Raw genomic sequence first — 17,512 nt, 5'->3', positions numbered from 1 at the left:
CCTGGCTCCCAGCTCCTAGTCCACGGTCCCGTACATGCGGTCGCCCGCGTCGCCCAGGCCCGGCACGATGTAGCCGTGGTCGTTGAGCCGCTCGTCGACCGAGGCGGTGACCACGGTGACCGGCGTGCCCGCCAGCTCGCGCTCCATCACCTCGACGCCCTCCGGCGCCGCGAGCAGCACGACCGCGGTCACATCGTCCGCGCCGCGCTTGATCAGCTCCCGGATCGCCGCGACCAGCGTGCCGCCGGTGGCCAGCATCGGGTCGAGCACGTACACCTGGCGGCCCGAGAGATCCTCGGGCATCCGGGTCGCGTACGTCGACGCCTCCAGGGTCTCCTCATTGCGGATCATCCCGAGGAAGCCCACTTCGGCGGTCGGCAGCAGCCGCACCATGCCGTCGAGCATGCCCAGGCCGGCCCGCAGGATCGGCACCACCAGCGGGCGCGGGTGCGAGAGCTTCACGCCCGTCGTCCTGGTCACCGGGGTCTCGATGTCGACCTGCTCGGTGCGCACGTCCCTGGTGGCCTCGTACGCGAGCAGGGTGACCAGCTCGTCGGCGAGGCGCCGGAAGGTCGGGGAGTCGGTGCGCTTGTCGCGCAGCGTGGTGAGTTTGTGCGCCACCAGCGGGTGGTCGACGACATGGATCCGCATGCGCACAACAGTATCCGCTCGCTTCAAGCCAGGGTCCGGAGGGAAGGTGGAGGGGGTCCCTCCCGGGCCGCAAGGCCCAGGGGGAATACGGACCAAGCCGTGGGGTGGTGTGGCCGATGCAGGAGCCTGAGCAGGAGCAGCACGACATAGAACCCGAGACTGAAGCGCAGCGCAGGCGGCGACGCGCCCAGTTCCTCCGCGAACTCAACGAGGCCAAGGCACTGCGTGAGCGAGTCCAGCCCAGAAGGGCCCGAGCGGCCCGGATGCGCCAGCAAATGCGCATGCGGACCTTTCGCTGGTAGCCCCTCCTCGTAAGAACTGATGGCCGACGCAACGACGGAAGACCTCTCGCAACGGGCTCGTTTCTGCCACGATTCCGAGTGGGCGGGGCACAAAGCACAGCGCCGCCGGTCGTCACACCTCTGATCAGTGGGAGAGTCACGGTGTACTTCGCCGCACTGCTCGCGCGCACTCAAGACGGGTGGCAAGCGAGCGACACAGAGCTCGACGATGTGGAGACCCTGTCGGATCTGACCGACCTGGCCCGTGATGCCTCGGTGGACGAGGACACGGTGCTCGTCTTCATCGAGCAGGAGGACGCCTGGTTCGGTGTCGTCCGCGTGGAGGGCGAGGAGGATCCTCGTATCTACGTCTCGGACGCGGCCGCGGCCGCACGCTCCTCGTACGGGGAGATCCTCACCAAGGAACTGCTCGGCGGGGACGATGACGACCCCGCCGACGATCTCGACACGCTGGACCTCGACGGCACCGAAGACGGAGAGCCGGAAGAGGACGACGAGGAGGAGGCGGACGGCGAGTCCGGACCGGCCGGCGAGTTTGTGCCGGCGGGACCGGTCGGCGACCGCGACATCCTTATGGACCTGGGACTGTCGGAGAAGGAGCTGCTGGCGCTGGACACGGACGCGCTGCTGGAGATCGCGGACGCACTGGGCGCCGCCGAGGTACTGGAGACCGTCCGCTAGTGACAGGACCGGCTTCCGGTGGCGTACCGCCCGATCCCGTACGCGAGCCGTGGGAGGCGCCGATGCGCCTTGCCCTGGCAGCGGCGGAACGCGCGGCGCTCTCCGGCGATGTGCCGGTCGGCGCTGTCGTGCTGTCCGCGGACGGCACGGTCCTCGCCACCGGTCACAACGAGCGTGAGGCGACGGGCGACCCGACGGCGCACGCCGAGGTGCTGGCGATCCGCCGGGCCGCCGCGCATTTGGGAGAGTGGCGGCTGACCGGCTGCACGCTTGTCGTCACGCTGGAGCCGTGCACGATGTGCGCGGGCGCGATCGTGCAGTCCCGGGTGGACCGGGTGGTCTACGGCGCACGGGACGAGAAGGCGGGCGCGGCCGGTTCACTCTGGGACGTCGTACGGGACCGGAGGCTCAACCACCGGCCCGAAGTCATCCTCGGAGTGCTGGAGGCCGAATGCGCCGAACAGCTGACGGGCTTCTTCCGGGACCGGTGAACGACGGGATCCCGGGCGGATTTCAGAGCACGGCCCACCTTGGGCTAAGCTCTCTCCCGGTAGCGTGTCCGAGCGGCCGAAGGAGCTCGCCTCGAAAGCGAGTGTGGCGCAAGTCACCGAGGGTTCAAATCCCTCCGCTACCGCAGATGGACGAAGGGTCCGGCTCCACGAGCCGGGCCCTTCGTCTGTCTGCGTCTGACTTGCGGCGCGCCCGCGCTCTCTTCACTGAGTCGAACCATCGCAAGCGCCGACGCTTACGCAATCGTTTCGCAGACGGAGAACCAGGTCACTTCGGGATTCTGGTCGGTGGAGCCGTTACGCACGTTGGTCGACCAACCCTTGAGTGTCTCGTCGGGGTACGACTGAGCGATCGTCGTGACGGCAGTGTCGGACCTTGCACCCCCCGATACAGGCTCCAGTCCCTCAGGACATTCCGGGGTCCGCAAGCCAGCCGCACCGGCAGGAACGACAATGGGGCCGACGGCAACCACCTCGCGCGTGATCGTCGTACCGGCAGGGCCAGTCGGACCGGTGGGACCCTGAGCGCCCGGCGACCCGTCCCTGCACTTGTCGCCTCTGCTGCCCTCACTGCTGGACACGCTCACGCCGTCAGCCACGCTCTGAGCCGTGGCCGCGACCGGACTGACCACCCCGGCCGCCAGGACCAGCGCAATCGAGGCGAGCGCGCCGCCGGCCATCCCCTTGCCTCAAGGGGGCAGAGGTCCCAGCGGGGACGCTGTCCTGTTGTCAGGAGTCATGCACTTGCTCCTTGTCCTTGAGGACTTCACGTTCGAACCCAAGGCGGAGCCTGACCCGTACACAGTCGACAGGTCGTCACGCTCGGCCGGAACTCACCAGATGATCAGCAATTCGGAGCATTCGACTCAAACCTCGCCGGGGTCCACCCACCGGCATCTTCATCGCGTCCGCACGATGATCGGAAAGAAACGGTCCAGCGCACAACTTTCGGCTTTACCAGCACGAACAGACCTCGCCGGGCCCAGCCGCAGTCAGTGTCGGCAAAGGGCCTCGACACCCGGGACCTTGGTCCACAAGGGCTCGGTTAGACTCACGCGACTGCGCGACCGGGGGACAGCAGGGACCGCAGAGGCTGCAGGGACCACAGGCATCGCAGGGGAGGCAGGGGCTGATGGTGCAAACGAAGAAGATCGCTCTCTACGTTGTCGTTGTCTTCGTGCTGTACACGATCATCACCTCCCCGGACAGGGCTGCCGACATGGTCCAGATAGGCTTCGAGGGCATTTCGAGCGCCGCACAGGGCGTCGGACGATTCATGACAGAGCTCGTCAATTAGGAGTGCCCCTTGATCCGCCATCTTGTCCTCTTCAAGCTCAATGAGGGCGTCGATCGCGACGAGCCGCGGGTGGCCGCCGGCGTGAAGGCCTTCCAGGCGCTCGACGGGGTCGTGCCCGAGCTGGAGTTCTGGGAGTGCGCCTGGAACATCACCGACCGGCCGATCGCCTATGACTTCGCCATCAACTCCGCGGTGTCCGACCGCGAGGCGCTGGCGCGGTACATCGGGCATCCGGCCCATCAGGCTGCCGCCGGACAGTGGCGCGAGTTCGCCACGTGGGTGATCGCCGACTACGAGTTCTGAGCCCCCGGTTTCCCCAGCCCCTCGCCTGTCCGGCGGGGGGCCTTTCGAGTTTAGCCCTCAACTTGCCTTCAACACGGCGTTTTCGGGTGCTTGCACACAGTGGACATGTCTTGTGATGCTATGACCGCTTTTGACGGATGAGTTGACCGTAGTTGACCGCAAAGGGGTGGCGTGACCGTGTCGGCCAGTACTGCGCCTCAGGTGCCACCCCAGAACGAGCGGCCCGACGACACCCCGGCCCCCGGAAAACCCCAGAGCCGGGGCGCGGACACCCGGGCCCTGACCCAGGTGCTCTTCGGCCAGCTCAAGGAGCTGAAGCCGGGCACTCCGGAACACTCCCGGGTGCGTGGGGCGCTGATCGAGGCGAATCTGCCGCTTGTGCGCTACGCCGCCGCGCGGTTCCGCTCCCGCAACGAGCCGATGGAGGACGTCGTCCAGGTCGGCACGATCGGGCTCATCAACGCCATCGACCGCTTCGACCCGGACCGCGGTGTGCAGTTCCCGACGTTCGCGATGCCCACCGTGGTCGGCGAGATCAAGCGGTACTTCCGCGACAACGTACGGACCGTCCATGTGCCCCGGCGGCTGCACGAGCTGTGGGTGCAGGTCAACGGCGCCACCGAGGATCTGACGACGGCTCATGGGCGCACCCCGACGACGGCCGAGATCGCCGAGCGGCTGAAGATCGGCGAGGACGAGGTGCTGGCCTGCATCGAGGCCGGGCGCTCGTACCATGCGACCTCCCTCGAGGCGGCCCAGGAGGGCGACGGGCTGCCGGGGCTGCTCGACCGGCTCGGTTACGAGGACCCGGCGCTGGCCGGCGTCGAACACCGCGACCTGGTTCGCCATCTGCTCGTACAACTGCCCGAGCGGGAACAGCGGATCCTCATGCTCCGCTACTACAACAATCTGACGCAGTCACAGATCAGCCAGGAGCTGGGCGTTTCGCAGATGCATGTGTCAAGGCTGCTTGCCCGAAGCTTTGCCCGACTCAGATCCGCAAACAGGATCGAGGCGTAGCTGAAACGGGTAGACCGTTTCAGGGGCAGCTTTGGGCTGCCCAAATGCCGCACACCCTCTGCTTCCTGCGCAAATTCACCCGATACATGTCGACATGTCACTACAGCGTGTTGCCGACATGTGACATTCTGCGGGAACCGCGTTTGCCGCAGCCCCGCCTCCGGTATTCAGGTGGAGGCTGCGTTCCTCCGATGGTCGTGGCCGCCGCGACCGTCCGCGACCTCAAGGGGGTGGCATGTCCGTAGAACAGGGCAGCTCGAAGGTGCTCACGCTCACGAAGAGCGCACCCGCACCTGTCGTGCCTGACAGCTCGGAAGCCATCGACACGCGCACTCTGTCCCGCTCCCTGTTCCTGCGGCTGCGCGCGCTGGACTCCGAGGGAACGGGCGACACCCCGGAGCGCACCTATGTGCGCGACACCCTCATCGAGCTCAATCTGCCCCTCGTGCGGTACGCCGCGGCGCGGTTCCGCTCCCGCAACGAGCCGATGGAGGACATTGTCCAGGTCGGCACGATCGGCCTGATCAAGGCGATCGACCGGTTCGACTGCGAACGGGGCGTGGAATTCCCGACGTTCGCGATGCCGACGGTCGTCGGCGAGATCAAGCGCTTCTTCCGCGACACCTCGTGGTCGGTGCGGGTGCCGCGCCGGCTCCAGGAGCTGCGGCTCGCGCTCACCAAGGCCAGCGACGAGCTGGCCCAGAAGCTCGACCGCTCCCCGACCGTTCCCGAACTCGCAGCGGTGCTCGGGGTGTCGGAGGAGGACGTGGTCGACGGTCTCGCCGTCGGCAACGCCTACACCGCCTCCTCGCTGGACTCGCCCTCGCTCGAGGACGACGGCGGCGAGGGCTCGCTCGCCGACCGGCTGGGGTACGAGGACACGGCGCTGGAGGGCGTCGAGTACCGCGAGTCCCTCAAGCCCCTGCTCGCCAAACTCCCGCCCCGCGAACGGCAGATCATCATGCTGCGGTTCTTCGCCAATATGACCCAGTCGCAGATCGGCGAGGAGGTCGGCATCTCGCAGATGCATGTCTCGCGGCTGCTGACCCGTACGCTCGCGCAGCTGCGGGAAGGCCTGATCGCCGACTGACCCCGGACCGAAGCCCGCGGACAGGGTTCCTTATTGACGGTGCGTCAGACACACTGACGCGATGCGACGACGTCATGGAGCAGCTCTCGCAGCGGTCGCGCTCTGCCTCGGCGGGGCGCTGACCGCGTGCGGGAGCGGCGGCGGCGACGGCTATGTGGCGGTCGGCGCCGCCGGATCCGGGCCCGATGAGGCGCCCACGGCCGCCGTGCCGCCGAAGGGCAAGGTCGTGCTGGTGCCGCTGGACGGTGCCACGCCGTCCGGTGATGCGGAAGGCACGACACCGGGCAGGCCCGGGAAGCCCGGCGGGACGGGGACGGCGCCAGGCGGGCAGGAGCTGCCCGCCGTACCGGACAGCGGCGGTACGGGACGTACGAGCGAAGGCACCGGCAGCGCGAGCGGCAGCACCGGCGGCGCGGCAGGTTCCGGCGGCAGCACCGGCGGCGCGGCAGGTTCCGGCGGCAGCGCCGGCGGCGCGGGAGATTCCGGCGGTACGAGCGGCGGTGGACCCGCCACCCCGCCCCCGCCCGGCACCACCCCGCCGAAGCCCACTCCCACGCCCCCAGGACCCGCCGCGCTCAGCCTCGGCGTCCCGGTTCGCGCAGCCCTGGAGGTGCGCTGGTGCGAGAAGGTGACCGTGGAGTTCCGCAACACCGGCGGCTCACCGGTGGCTTCGGGCACCGTCACCTTCGCGACGCACATCATCGGCGCGCTCGGGATCGACTGGGCGACCATCGAGTCGGCTCAGCCGCTGCCCGCGCCGATCGCCGCGGGAGCGGTGAGAAAGCAGGCGTACACCGTGTGCGTGGACGCCTGGCGGGTGCCGCTGGGCATGCATATCGAGACCCAGGACGTCACCGCCGTAGGGAAGTGAGCCGACCCGAGGCGGGCCAGGGCACGCCCTAGCCGAGGGCGAGCCAGGCCACCACGCCGAGGATCACGACGGCCGCGATGACGCCGACGATCAGCCCGACCCGCGAGGAGGACTGCGCGGCGGGCGCGGCCTGCCGGCCCCGCGGAGCGCCGTCATCGACGAAGGCGCGGAACATCTGGGTGCTGCCCGCGGGGTCGTAGTTGCCCTCGGGGCCCTGACCTTGGGGAGCATGGGGGTTGTGTGCCATGGGGCAGGACCCTAGCGAACCCTCCTGCCGCGCCCAACCCCGGGCCGGTAGCGCATACCTCCCCCGGCGAGCCATGACCGGACCCATGCAAAGCCTTTGAGGTTCCTTTACTGCCGCAACCCCGCTTTTAGTTTGCCTGCAGCAACCAACAGCTTCTATGGTTGCCCTAAGCAACAAGATGTGGGAGGGGCGGACTGCCATGGCCGCACACAGTCAGTACGCGGAACTGGCCCGCCAGCTCAGCGCCATCGGAGCCGTGAAACGCGGCCTCACGCGGATACTGCCCGCCGAGTGCCCGTCCGGCTCCGCCGCCGTCCTGACCCTGCTCGATCGGCACGGTGAGATGCGGATGAGCCGGCTCGCCGAGCTCCTCGCCGTCGACATGTCGGTGACCAGCCGCCATGTCGCCCACGCCGCCGAGCGCGGCTGGATCGAACGGCTCCCCGACCCGGGCGACAAACGCTCCCGCATCCTGCGGCTGACCCCCGCGGGCCAGAACATGCTCGGCGAACTCGCCGAACGAACCACGGACATGTTCGCCCGCAACCTCAAGGACTGGTCCGACCACGACGTCGGACAGCTCATCGAGATGCTCGCCCGCCTGCGCGACTCCTTCGGAGACTGCCGGGCGCGCCATCCCGACGAACGACAACAGCAACAGCACGGCAGCACGACGACCCGCACACCCGCGTGACTCGACGTAAAGACGCAAGAAAAGGATGAAAATGGCTACGACCACACCAACCGGTGTGCGGGGCGGCCACGCCAAGCACGGAGGCGGCCACGCCTCCGACGGCGGCGCGCCGATGACACACCGGCAGATCATGGAGGCGTTGTCCGGGCTGCTGCTCGGCATGTTCGTCGCCATCCTGTCGTCGACGATCGTCTCCAACGCCCTGCCGGAGATCATCACCGACCTCGACGGCGGCCAGAGCGCGTACACCTGGGTGGTGACGGCCTCGCTGCTGGCGATGACCGCGACCACCCCGCTCTGGGGCAAGCTCTCGGACCTCTTCTCCAAGAAGCTGCTGGTCCAGATAGCCCTCGTTATCTATGTCCTGGGATCGGTGGTCGCCGGACTCTCGCAGAGCGCGGGCATGCTGATCGCCTGCCGTGTGGTCCAGGGCATCGGCGTCGGCGGTCTCACCGCCCTCGCGCAGATCGTGATGGCCGCGATGATCGCCCCGCGCGAGCGCGGCCGCTACAGCGGCTACCTCGGCGCGACCTTCGCCGTCGCCACCGTCGGCGGCCCGCTGATCGGCGGCGTCATCACCGACACCGAGTGGCTCGGCTGGCGCTGGTGCTTCTACGTCGGCGTGCCGTTCGCGATCATCGCGCTGATCGTTCTGCAGAAGACCCTGAAGCTCCCGGTCGTGAAGCGCCAGGTCAAGGTCGACTGGTCGGGCGCCTTCCTCATCAGCGCGGCGGTCTCGCTGCTGCTGGTCTGGGTGACCTTCGCCGGCGACAAGTACGACTGGATCTCCTGGCAGACATACGCCATGGTCGGCGGCTCGGTCGCGCTCGGCGCGCTCTTCCTCCTGGTGGAGGCGAAGGCGAGCGAGCCGATCATCCCGCTGCGGCTGTTCCGCAACCGCACCATCACGCTGGCGTCGCTGGCCTCACTCTTCGTCGGTGTCGCGATGTTCGCGGGCACCGTCTTCTTCAGCCAGTACTTCCAGCTGGCGCGCGACAAGTCGCCGACGATGTCCGGCGTCATGACGATCCCGATGATCGGCGGCCTGTTCATCTCGTCGACCGTCTCCGGCCAGATCATCACCAAGACGGGCCGCTGGAAGGCGTGGCTGGTCAGCGGCGGTGTGCTGGCGACGGCGGGCCTCGGACTGCTCGGCACCATGCGGTACGACACCGAGTACTGGCGCATCGCGGCCTTCATGGCCGTCCTGGGTCTCGGCCTCGGCATGATGATGCAGAACCTGGTGCTCTGCACGCAGAACCAGGTGGCCCCGGCGGACCTCGGCTCGGCCAGCTCGGTCGTCACCTTCTTCCGGTCCCTGGGCGGTGCGATCGGTGTCTCGGCGCTGGGCGCGGTCATGGCCAACCGGGTCACGCGCTACGTCAAGGACGGGCTCACCGAGCTCGGCCCACAGGGCGCTGCGATGGGCCACGGCGGCACGGGCGGCGGCATCCCCGACCTGGACAAGCTGCCGGGCCCGATCCGCACGGTGGTGGAGACCGCGTACGGGCACGGTGTGGCCGACGTCTTCCTCTACTCGGCGCCGTTCGCGCTGCTCGCCTTCCTGGTGACGCTGTTCATCAAGGAAGTCGCGCTGAAGAGCCACGCGGCGCCGGAGACGGCGGACACGGCGGAGACCGTCGCGGCTCCCGAGGCTGTGGACGCTCCCGTCCAGGTCGTCGAGACCCTTCCCGTCCCCACTGCGGGCGGCACGGCGGTATGTGGTGTGGTGCGCGGAAACGAGGGCGTGCCGGTGCCTCAGGCAGCGGTCACGCTGATCTCGCCGACCGGACGGCAGCTCGGCCGCGCGGTCTCCCAGCCGGACGGAAGCTATGCGCTGGATGCTCCGGGCGCCGGTTCGTACGTACTGATCGCCTCCGCCGACGGCTTCCAGCCGCAGGCGTCCACGGTGGTCGTCGGCGACGAGACGCTGGTCCACGACATCCTCCTCTCCGGCACGAGCGGCCTGACCGGGACCGTGCGGGCCGCCGAGGGCGGTGCGCCGATCGAGGGCGCGATGGTGATCGTCACCGATGTGCGCGGCGATGTGCTGGCCACCGGGAAGAGCGCGGAGCAGGGCGAGTTCGCCTTCGGTGAGCTGGTGCCCGGCTCGGTGACCGTCGCGGTGAACGCCGCCGGCTACCGGCCGCTGGCGCTGCCGGTGGACATCGGCGGCCAGGGCGTGACCCGTATCGAGGCGGCCCTGCAGGCCGGAGCCCTGGTCCAGGGCGCCGTCCGCGGCGGAGCCGGCCGGCGTCCGCTGGCCGACGCCCGGGTGACCCTGGTGAACGCCGCGGGGAATGTGGTCGCCACCGCGACGACCGGGGACGACGGGGCGTACGCCTTCGCCGACCTGGACGCGGGGGAGTACACGGTCATCGCGACCGGGTACCCGCCGGTGGCCGGCGCGCTGACGGTGGCCGGTCGCGGGGTCGACGGCCACGACATCGAACTCGCCCACCCCGGCGAGTAGCTGAGCCCCCGGCCGGGCGCTCGCTCTGTAGCGGAGGCGAGCGGCCGGCCGGTGGAAACGGGCCCCGAAGGCGGGGACGGCGGGCAGGGGACGGCCTGCCGCCCCCGCCCGGGGCCCGATCATTTTCTGCGCACGTGCGGCAAGGAGAGAAAACGGGATGAGCGGCATGGGACTTCGCGCACAGGTGAGGACGCGGGACGGCTGGGCGGTCCAGCACGCGGTCGTGACCGTGACCGACATGACCGGCGCGCAGGTACTGCGGGCGACGGCGGACGGGGACGGCGCGGTGACCTCCGCGGATCCCCTGGCCCCGGGCCCGTACACGGTGATCGTGACGGCGCTCGGGTACGCCCCGGCCGCCTCGACCGCGCTGGTCACGGCGAGCGGCCGGGCCGAGGTCGGCACGGTGGTACTGGCCCGCCAGGGCGGCGTGGAACTCCCGCCGCCCGGCGCGTGGTCGGTGGACCCGGCGCACTCGTCGGTGGGCGCGGCGGCGCAGCATCTGGGGATCTCCAGCGTGAACGGGCGCTTCACGGAGTTCGGCGGCCGCATCACCATCGCGCCCGACCTGTCACAGTCCCGCGTGGAGGCGGTCATCCAGGCGGCGTCCATCGACACGGGCAACGGCCTGCGCGACAAGCACCTGTGCTCCGCGGACTTCCTGGACGTCGAGCGGTACCCCGAGATCACGTACCGCAGCCACGGCCTGATCCCGGCGGGCACGGACCGCTGGACGGTGCACGGCCAACTCTCGCTGCACGGCGTCGCACGCGAAGTCGACCTGGACCTGGCGTACTTGGGCACCGGACCGGACCCGTGGGGCGGGGTGCGGGCGGCCTTCCGCGCGACCACGGAGCTGCACCGCGAGGACTTCGCGATGAACTACAACCAGGTGGTGCAGGCGGGCATCTCGGCGATCGGAACGACGCTGAAGGTGGAACTCGCGATCCAGGCGGTCCAGGGCGAGTCGCTTCCGACGGCCTGAGGATTAGGCTGCGGCGCATGGCACCCAACATCGCCACCAACACCCAGGTGGTGCTCGATCAGTTGCTGGAGTTCGTACGCCCCAGGCACCGGGCGATCCTGCTGACCACCCGCGCCTCGGACGGCGCCCCACAGGGATCCCCGCTGACCTGCGGGGTCGACGACTCGGGCCGGATCGTGGTCTCGACCTACCCGGAACGCGCGAAGACGCGGAACGCGAAGCGGAATCCGCGGGTGAGCGTGATCGTCCTGTCGGACGACTGGGACGGGCCGTGGGTCCAGATCGACGGCACGGCGGAGGTGATCGACTCCCCGGAGTCGGTGGAGCCTCTGGTGGAGTACTTCCGGAACATCTCGGGCGAGCACCCGGACTGGGACGAGTATCGCGCCGCGATGGTGAAGCAGGGCAAGTCGATCATCCGGGTGACGCCGGAGCGGTGGGGACCGATTGCGAAGGGCGGCTTCCCAGCGAGGCTCAGCGGGAGCTGAGGCCGGAGGGTGTTCCCCTGTCCCGCCCCTTCCCGAAACTGGGGGCTGCGCCCCCAGACCCCCTGCCGGGGGGAAGGTGGTACGTGGGGGCTGACGCCCCCACACCCCTGAAACTCCAGCGGCTGCGCCGCGTTGCTCAGTTGCTCGGTCATGTGGTGAGCGTGGGCCGGGGGCGTTGGCGGTTGCTCTTCGTGGGTGGTTTCCACCGGCGAACCGCTGAACCCCCCGCGGCGGGCCGCACCCGTGTCGTCCTGCGGCGAACCGCCTGAGCCCCCGGCGAGCGGTCTCGTTCCGTACACGTGGGGAGGGGCCGTGCAGGGTCGTCCCCACAGGGGATTGGCGGCAAAACCGGGGTCACGCACCAAGAGCCTGTACGCCGCCGACCCCGAGGAGTCGAGCCCGGAGGGGCACCGGAGCCCGCACCCCACAAGACCGGACGACCCCGGGCCCGGGCAACAAGACCCCGCACCCCGCCGGAGGCAACCCGCACCCGACAAGACCGGACGACCCCGGGCCCGGGCAACAAGAACCCGCCCCCCTACGCGCGAGCAACCATCGCTTCGATGCCGGCTACCAGCAAGTCCAGCGCAAACCCGAAGTCCCGCTCCCTCATCTCCTCCACCGTGTCCCCGCCCCTCGCCTTCATCAGTTCAGCCGACTCCTCGAACGCCTCCTGCAAACCCGGCTGCTGCCCGATCGCGCCCATGACCTGGTGGAAGTAGTCGTCCTGGCTGATCCCCGCCGTCGCGCAGCGCTGCGCGAAGCGGCCCTCCACCGTGCCGAAGCCGTACACGAACTGGAACACCGCCGAAAGGGCGCCGGTCTGGCCGTGCAGCGGCAGACCCGTGTTGCGTATCACCCGCTGGACCGTCGTGGAGAAGGCCATCGAGCGCGGTCCGATGTTGAGGTACTCACCGATGAGCGGCGACACCCAGGGGTGGGCGACCAGCAGTGACCGGTAGCCGCACGCAAGCCGGCGCAGCTGGTCGCGCCAGTTCGCGCCCGGCTCGTCCGCCGGCGGAAGCGGGAGCTCTCCCATGACCCGGTCGAGCGCCAGCTCCAGCAGATCGTCCTTGGTGTCCACGTACCAGTAGACCGACATCGCGGTGACGTTCAGCTCCGCGGCCAGCCGCCGCATCGAGAACTTCGCAAGGCCCTCCGAGTCGAGGAGCCGGACCGTAGCGGCGATGATCTTGTCGCGGTCGAGGCCGGCGGGCTGCTCGGTCCTCCGTTTGGGGGTCGCCTTGCCGTCGAGCCACACACTGGTCCGCGCGTGACCCTTCGCGCGGTCGGCCGCACTCACCATCGCGCATCCTCCTCGGTTCTTCCCGGCCGGGGCGGACGAGCCGGAACGGGCCGGTCCGCCCGCTCCCGATGCTATGCCGCTGCCTTGGGTGAGTCTGCCCGCTCCGCCCGCCTCAGCAGCATCGCCGCCAGCAGACCGCCGGCCAGCACCGCCACCGCGCCGACCAGCTGGCTCGTCTGAAGGCCCGAGGCGAACGCGTCGGAGATGCGGCCACGTTCCGCGGGACCGTCGGCCGCGGCGAGCGCCGCGGGCAGCGAGGCCGCGCCCACCACCGTCGGCACCAGAGCGGTGAAGCGGGAGTTCAGTACGGCGCCCAGAACGGCGACGCCGAGGCCGTTGCCGAACTCGGCGAGGGTGCCGTTCACACCCGCCCCCACACCCGCCTTCTCCGGCGGAATCGCGCTCATGATCGCGTTGGCCATCGCCGGCATGGAGAGCGCGACACCCGCACCCATCACGATCAGCCCGAGCAGCATCCCGCCGTAGCCGTCGCCGCCGAGCACCGCGATCGCGGCGAGGCCGGCTGCCACCAGAGTCATCCCGGCGGCGATGCTGCCCGGAGTGCCGAGCTTCGGCAGCAGCCGCGCCCCGGCACCCGTGAGGTTGAGGGCGATGACGGTCAGCGCGAGCGGAGAGCCGTACGCAGACCCGCGTCCAGCGGCCCGTAACCCAGTACGAACTGCAGATGCTGGGTCAGCAGAAAGAGCGAACCTCCCATGCCGAAAGCGACGAGGATCGCGCCCGCGACCGCGCCGATGAAGCGCTGGTTGCGGAAGTTGCCGTCATACAGCTCCTTGTACGGCGTACGAGTTCGCTTCTCGAACACCGTACAAGGATTCCTCATACGCCGTATAGGACTATTTCTTGTCCGTCAGGTCGTAGAGGGTCGTGCCGCCCACGGTGACCTTGGTGAAGGTGGAATCGATCCAGGAGGTGATCCCGGAGCTGGAGTTGCCACCGGGGCCGCCGCCCATGCCACCGCCGCTGCCGCTGCCGCTCGAGATGAAGTAGTGGATCTTCCCGTCGGCCACGTACTGCTTGAACCGGGCGAGGCTCGGGGACGGGTCGCTTCCGTTGAAGCCGCCGATCGCCATGACCGGCTTCTCGGTGGCGAGCTGGTAGCCGGCGGCGTTCTGGGAGCCGATGGCTGCGGCGGCCCAGGTGTAGTCGTCGGCGTTCTGCTTCAGCTTGGCCTCGACCGCCGAGTTGACATTCGCGCCCTGGAGGAGGCCACCCATGCCACCGCCTCCGCCGCCGACGCCGCGTTCACCCTGACCGGGGAAGCCGCCGGGCAGCCGGCCCTGACCTTGGCCCTGGCTCTGACCCTGCCCCTGACCCTGGCCCTGGCCCTGGCCCTGGCCCTGACCCATCTGACCGCCGGTCGGAGGCTGCCCCATACCGCCGGCGGGACCACCCTGCTGACCCTGCCCCTGGCCCTGACCCTGACCCTGCTGCCCCGGCGGCTGCATCAGGCCGCCGCCGTCACCGCCGCCCCGAGGACCGCCACCGCCGCCGGGGCCACCCCGGCCGCCCGCGACCGCCGGCCCCGCCGTCACGATCGAACCGGCGTGGCCCTCGCTCACCGTGGTGAAGGAGTACGCGAGCGGGCCCGCCAGCGAGACCGCGATCCCCAGTCCGGCCGCACCGAGCGCCAGTCGACGGCCCATCCGGCCCGCGAGCAGCAGCCCCGCGGCCGCCGCCAGACCGCCGATCAGCACCGCCCAGCGCAGCCACGGCAGATAGTCCGTGCTGCGTCCCAGCAGCGTGTACGACCAGTACGCCGTCACCGCGACCGTGCCGCCCAGCGCCGCCGAGCCGAGCAGTTTCGTCCGCTCCTCCCACAGCACCGTGGCACCCATGCCGACGAGCGCGGCGATGTACGGCGCCAGCGCCACCGTGTAGTACTCGTGGAAGATCCCGGCCATGAAGCTGAAGATTCCCGCGGTCATCAGCAGCGAGCTGCCCCAGACCAGGAAAGCCGCGCGCGCCGTGTCCGTGCGCCTGGCGCGCCAGGTGACGACGATCCCCGCGACGAGCAGCAGCAGCGCTGCGGGCAGCAGCCAGGAAATCTGGCCGCCGATGCCGGCGCTGAACATCCGGTCGATCCCGGTCTCGCCCCAGCCACCGCCACCACGGCCGCCGGCTCCTCCGCCGCCCCCTCCGACGCTGCCGGTCTCATTGCCGTTGATCCGGCCGAGGCCGTTGTAGCCGAAGGTCAGCTCCAGGAAACTGTTGTTCTGCGAGCCGCCGATGTACGGACGCGACGCCGCCGGCCACAGCTCGACGATCGCCACCCACCAGCCGCCCGCGACGACCATCGCCAGCCCTGCCAGGGCGAGTTGGCCGAGCCGCCGCCGTACGGTCGTCGGCGCGCACACCGCGTACACCAGCGCCAGCGGCGGCAGGATCAGGAACGCCTGCAGCGTCTTCGTGAGGAACGCGAAGCCGACCGCGACGCCCGCCCAGACCAGCCACTTCGTCCGCGCGTCCTCCAGCGCGCGCAGCACGCAGTACACGGTCACCGTCATCAGCAGTGCCAGCAGCGCGTCCGGGTTGTTGAAGCGGAACATCAGCGCGGCGATGGGCGTCAGTGCCAGCACCGCGCCCGCGATCAGCCCGGCCGCGGGCGTGAAACGACGGCGTACGGCCCCGTACACCACGCCCACCGTCGCGACGCCCATCAGTACCTCGGGCAGCAGGATCTGCCAGGAGCCGAGCCCGAAGAGCCGTACGGACAGGGCCATCGGCCACAGTGCCGCCGGAGGCTTGTCGACGGTGATGGAGTTCGCGGCGTCGGACGAGCCGAAGAAGAAGGCCTTCCAGCTCTCGCTGCCCGCCTGCACGGCGGCGGAGTAGAAGGAGTTGGCGTAGCCGGACGCGCTCAGGTTGTAGACGTAGAGCAGCGCGGTGGCGAGGAGGATCGCGAGAAAGGCGGGCCGCACCCATGGGGCGTCCTCCTCCCGGCCGCGCCAGATCCGGGCCATGCGCCCGCCCGCCCGGCGGTGCCCGCCGAGTTCCTGCTGGTCGGCGCCGGGCGGGAGCGGGGCTGCGCCGGGCGCGGGCCGGGCGGCATCGGGCGCGGGCCGGGCGGCGTCGGGCGCGAGCCCCACCGCCTGCGGCGAGAGACCGGGCGGGCTCCCCGGTGGCGGGTACGCGTGGCTGTCGTGCGACGTGGTCATCGTGCGTTCCTCTGGTCGTTGTCCTGCGGGACGACGCGCAGCTGCGTCGTCACGTCCCACGTGCGGTCCGCGGCCTCACCGGCGCGGAAGTCGGCAGTGTCGTACAGGTGTTGGGTCTGGCAGGTCACGGGCAGGGCGGTCGCGGATTCGTCCGCCGCAGGCGCATCGCGCCGGTCCGGGAAGACCCACGCCCGGAACAGCAGGAACCGCAGCACCGTCGCCGCCAGGTTCGCGGCGATCAGGACCGCGAGTTCGGTGCTGTGGGAGGGGCTCCCGGCGGCCGCGTCCAGGGCCGCCAGCGAACCGCTGGTCAGCGCGAGCCCGATGCCGAACACGACCAGGCCCTGCGCCTGATGGCGTACGGCGCGGTCCCGGCCGCGTACGCCGAAGGTGAGCCGGCGGTTCGCTGCCGTGTTCGCGACGGCGGAGACCAACAGCGCGCCCGCATTGGCGACTTGGGGCCCCACGCCGGCCCGGAAGAGCGAATACAGCAGCAGATACAGGAGCGTGGAGAGCGCCCCCACCACACAGAAACCGACCAGCTGCCGGGCCAGACCGCCCGGCACTCCGCTGAGCTGCCGGTCCCGCGGGTCGTCGCCGAAGGGCCGCGCCAGCCGGTCGAGCGGCAGCGCGCCGACCGCCAGCGCCCGACCCACCCGCCACACGCCCTTGAGGTCGTCCGTCGCCGTGCTCACGATGTGCACCGTGGAGTCCGGGTCGTCGACCCAGTCCACCGGCACCTCATGGATACGCAGCCCGGCGCGCTCCGCCAGCACCAGCAGCTCCGTGTCGAAGAACCATCCGGTGTCCTCGACCATCGGCAGCAGCCGCTCGGCGACCTCCCGCCGTATCGCCTTGAATCCGCACTGGGCGTCGGAGAACCGCGCGGCAAGCGACCCGCGCAGAATCAGGTTGTAGGCGCGCGAGATGAACTCCCGCTTCGGGCCGCGCACCACCCGCGACGACCGCGCGAGACGCGATCCGATCGCCAGGTCCGAGTGCCCCGAGATCAGCGGCGCGACCAGCGGCAGCAGTGCGTTGAGGTCGGTCGACAGATCCACATCCATATAGGCGAGTACGGGGGCGTCGGAGTGCGACCACACGGTGCGCAGCGCGCGCCCCCGCCCCTTCTCCTCCAGCCGGTACGACCGCACCTCGGCGATCGTGTCGTCGAGCCACGCCGCCACCTCGGGCGTGCGGTCGGTGCTCGCGTTGTCGGCGATGGTGATCCGGAAGCCGTACGGGAAGGTCCGCGCAAGGTGGTCGTGCAGTCGCAGCACGCACCGCTCGAGGTCGGCCTCCTCGTTGTAGACCGGGATCACCACATCGAGTACGGGCAGTCCGGCCGCGGCGGCGAGCAGATGCTCCCGGGCCGGCAGAGTCCCCCTTGGGGTGTCGGTTCGCATGGAACGACAC

The 17,512-nt window shown here is 70.1% G+C and carries 17 protein-coding genes, 1 tRNA gene and 1 pseudogene; 13 read left to right on the top strand and 6 right to left on the bottom strand.

The genetic code is table 11. The annotated features are described in order from the left end of the window. Positions 1–15 precede the first annotated feature (15 nt). A complete protein-coding gene (upp, locus tag ACFWDI_RS15680; RefSeq protein ID WP_385304309.1) occupies positions 16–651 on the bottom strand; it encodes a uracil phosphoribosyltransferase in 636 nt (211 codons plus the stop codon). A 116-nt stretch (positions 652–767) separates the two neighbouring features. On the opposite strand from upp, the gene ACFWDI_RS15675 reads away from it, so the two are divergent. The 9 genes from ACFWDI_RS15675 to ACFWDI_RS15635 all read left to right on the top strand — a co-directional run bounded on the left by ACFWDI_RS15675 (position 768) and on the right by ACFWDI_RS15635 (position 6,724). Continuing rightward, positions 768–953: a hypothetical protein gene (locus ACFWDI_RS15675; protein ID WP_327324637.1), complete on the top strand. Its 186-nt coding sequence runs from the start codon at positions 768–770 to the stop codon at positions 951–953. 141 nt (positions 954–1,094) lie between these two features. After that, complete coding sequence (locus ACFWDI_RS15670) at positions 1,095–1,634, top strand: hypothetical protein (protein ID WP_327324638.1); 540 nt, start codon at positions 1,095–1,097, stop codon at positions 1,632–1,634. Between the two features lie 62 nt (positions 1,635–1,696). After that, the gene (gene tadA / locus ACFWDI_RS15665) at positions 1,697–2,125 is read left to right on the top strand and encodes a tRNA adenosine(34) deaminase TadA (RefSeq protein WP_327328396.1); all 429 of its coding nucleotides are present in this window, start codon (positions 1,697–1,699) and stop codon (positions 2,123–2,125) included. A 58-nt stretch (positions 2,126–2,183) separates the two neighbouring features. Then, a tRNA-Ser gene (locus ACFWDI_RS15660) sits at positions 2,184–2,268 on the top strand. A gap of 1,007 nt (positions 2,269–3,275) precedes the next feature. Beyond that, positions 3,276–3,440 carry a hypothetical protein gene (locus tag ACFWDI_RS15655; RefSeq protein WP_385304306.1) on the top strand — a complete coding sequence of 55 codons (165 nt, stop codon included), beginning with the start codon at positions 3,276–3,278 and terminating at the stop codon, positions 3,438–3,440. A 9-nt stretch (positions 3,441–3,449) separates the two neighbouring features. After that, positions 3,450–3,743, top strand: a complete 294-nt coding sequence (locus ACFWDI_RS15650) for a Dabb family protein (RefSeq protein WP_385304305.1) — start codon at positions 3,450–3,452, stop codon at positions 3,741–3,743. A 177-nt stretch (positions 3,744–3,920) separates the two neighbouring features. After that, entirely contained in the window at positions 3,921–4,763 is an 843-nt protein-coding gene (locus ACFWDI_RS15645) for an RNA polymerase sigma factor SigF (RefSeq protein ID WP_385304303.1), read from the top strand. Between the two features lie 235 nt (positions 4,764–4,998). Next, positions 4,999–5,853, top strand: a complete 855-nt coding sequence (locus ACFWDI_RS15640; RefSeq protein ID WP_385304301.1) for an RNA polymerase sigma factor SigF — start codon at positions 4,999–5,001, stop codon at positions 5,851–5,853. Positions 5,854–5,914: 61 nt separating this feature from the next. Further along, entirely contained in the window at positions 5,915–6,724 is an 810-nt protein-coding gene (locus ACFWDI_RS15635; RefSeq protein WP_385304300.1) for a hypothetical protein, read from the top strand. Between the two features lie 28 nt (positions 6,725–6,752). On the opposite strand, the gene ACFWDI_RS15630 is transcribed toward ACFWDI_RS15635, so the two are convergent. Beyond that, a complete protein-coding gene (locus ACFWDI_RS15630) occupies positions 6,753–6,971 on the bottom strand; it encodes a hypothetical protein (protein WP_385304299.1) in 219 nt (72 codons plus the stop codon). A gap of 199 nt (positions 6,972–7,170) precedes the next feature. Between ACFWDI_RS15630 and ACFWDI_RS15625 the strand changes: the two genes are divergently transcribed. The 4 genes from ACFWDI_RS15625 (at position 7,171) to ACFWDI_RS15610 (ending at position 11,611) form a co-directional block, all read left to right on the top strand. Further along, positions 7,171–7,665 carry a MarR family winged helix-turn-helix transcriptional regulator gene (locus ACFWDI_RS15625; RefSeq protein ID WP_385304297.1) on the top strand — a complete coding sequence of 165 codons (495 nt, stop codon included), beginning with the start codon at positions 7,171–7,173 and terminating at the stop codon, positions 7,663–7,665. Between the two features lie 31 nt (positions 7,666–7,696). After that, on the top strand, positions 7,697–10,138 hold the full coding sequence (locus ACFWDI_RS15620; protein WP_385304295.1) for an MFS transporter: 2,442 nt from the start codon (positions 7,697–7,699) through the stop codon (positions 10,136–10,138). Positions 10,139–10,304: 166 nt separating this feature from the next. Beyond that, complete coding sequence (locus ACFWDI_RS15615) at positions 10,305–11,123, top strand: YceI family protein (protein ID WP_385304423.1); 819 nt, start codon at positions 10,305–10,307, stop codon at positions 11,121–11,123. Between the two features lie 17 nt (positions 11,124–11,140). Next, positions 11,141–11,611: a PPOX class F420-dependent oxidoreductase gene (locus ACFWDI_RS15610; protein WP_385304292.1), complete on the top strand. Its 471-nt coding sequence runs from the start codon at positions 11,141–11,143 to the stop codon at positions 11,609–11,611. A gap of 538 nt (positions 11,612–12,149) precedes the next feature. On the opposite strand, the gene ACFWDI_RS15605 is transcribed toward ACFWDI_RS15610, so the two are convergent. The 4 genes and pseudogenes from ACFWDI_RS15605 to ACFWDI_RS15590 all read right to left on the bottom strand — a co-directional run bounded on the left by ACFWDI_RS15605 (position 12,150) and on the right by ACFWDI_RS15590 (position 17,502). Further along, positions 12,150–12,917 (bottom strand): TetR/AcrR family transcriptional regulator, encoded by a 768-nt coding sequence (locus tag ACFWDI_RS15605; RefSeq protein WP_385304290.1) that lies wholly within the window; start codon positions 12,915–12,917, stop codon positions 12,150–12,152. A 71-nt stretch (positions 12,918–12,988) separates the two neighbouring features. Then, a pseudogene (locus ACFWDI_RS15600) lies at positions 12,989–13,698 on the bottom strand (MFS transporter); the annotation flags it as partial. 76 nt (positions 13,699–13,774) lie between these two features. Then, positions 13,775–16,096, bottom strand: coding sequence for an ArnT family glycosyltransferase (locus tag ACFWDI_RS15595; protein ID WP_385304288.1), 2,322 nt, complete (start codon positions 16,094–16,096; stop codon positions 13,775–13,777). Next, entirely contained in the window at positions 16,093–17,502 is a 1,410-nt protein-coding gene (locus tag ACFWDI_RS15590) for a glycosyltransferase (protein ID WP_385304286.1), read from the bottom strand. Before ACFWDI_RS15590 ends, ACFWDI_RS15595 begins: the two co-directional genes overlap by 4 nt. Positions 17,503–17,512: the final 10 nt, after the last annotated feature.

Source organism: Streptomyces sp. NPDC060064 (assembly GCF_042736455.1).
Taxonomy (GTDB): domain Bacteria; phylum Actinomycetota; class Actinomycetes; order Streptomycetales; family Streptomycetaceae; genus Streptomyces.
This window is presented reverse-complemented; position numbering and strand designations above follow the sequence as displayed.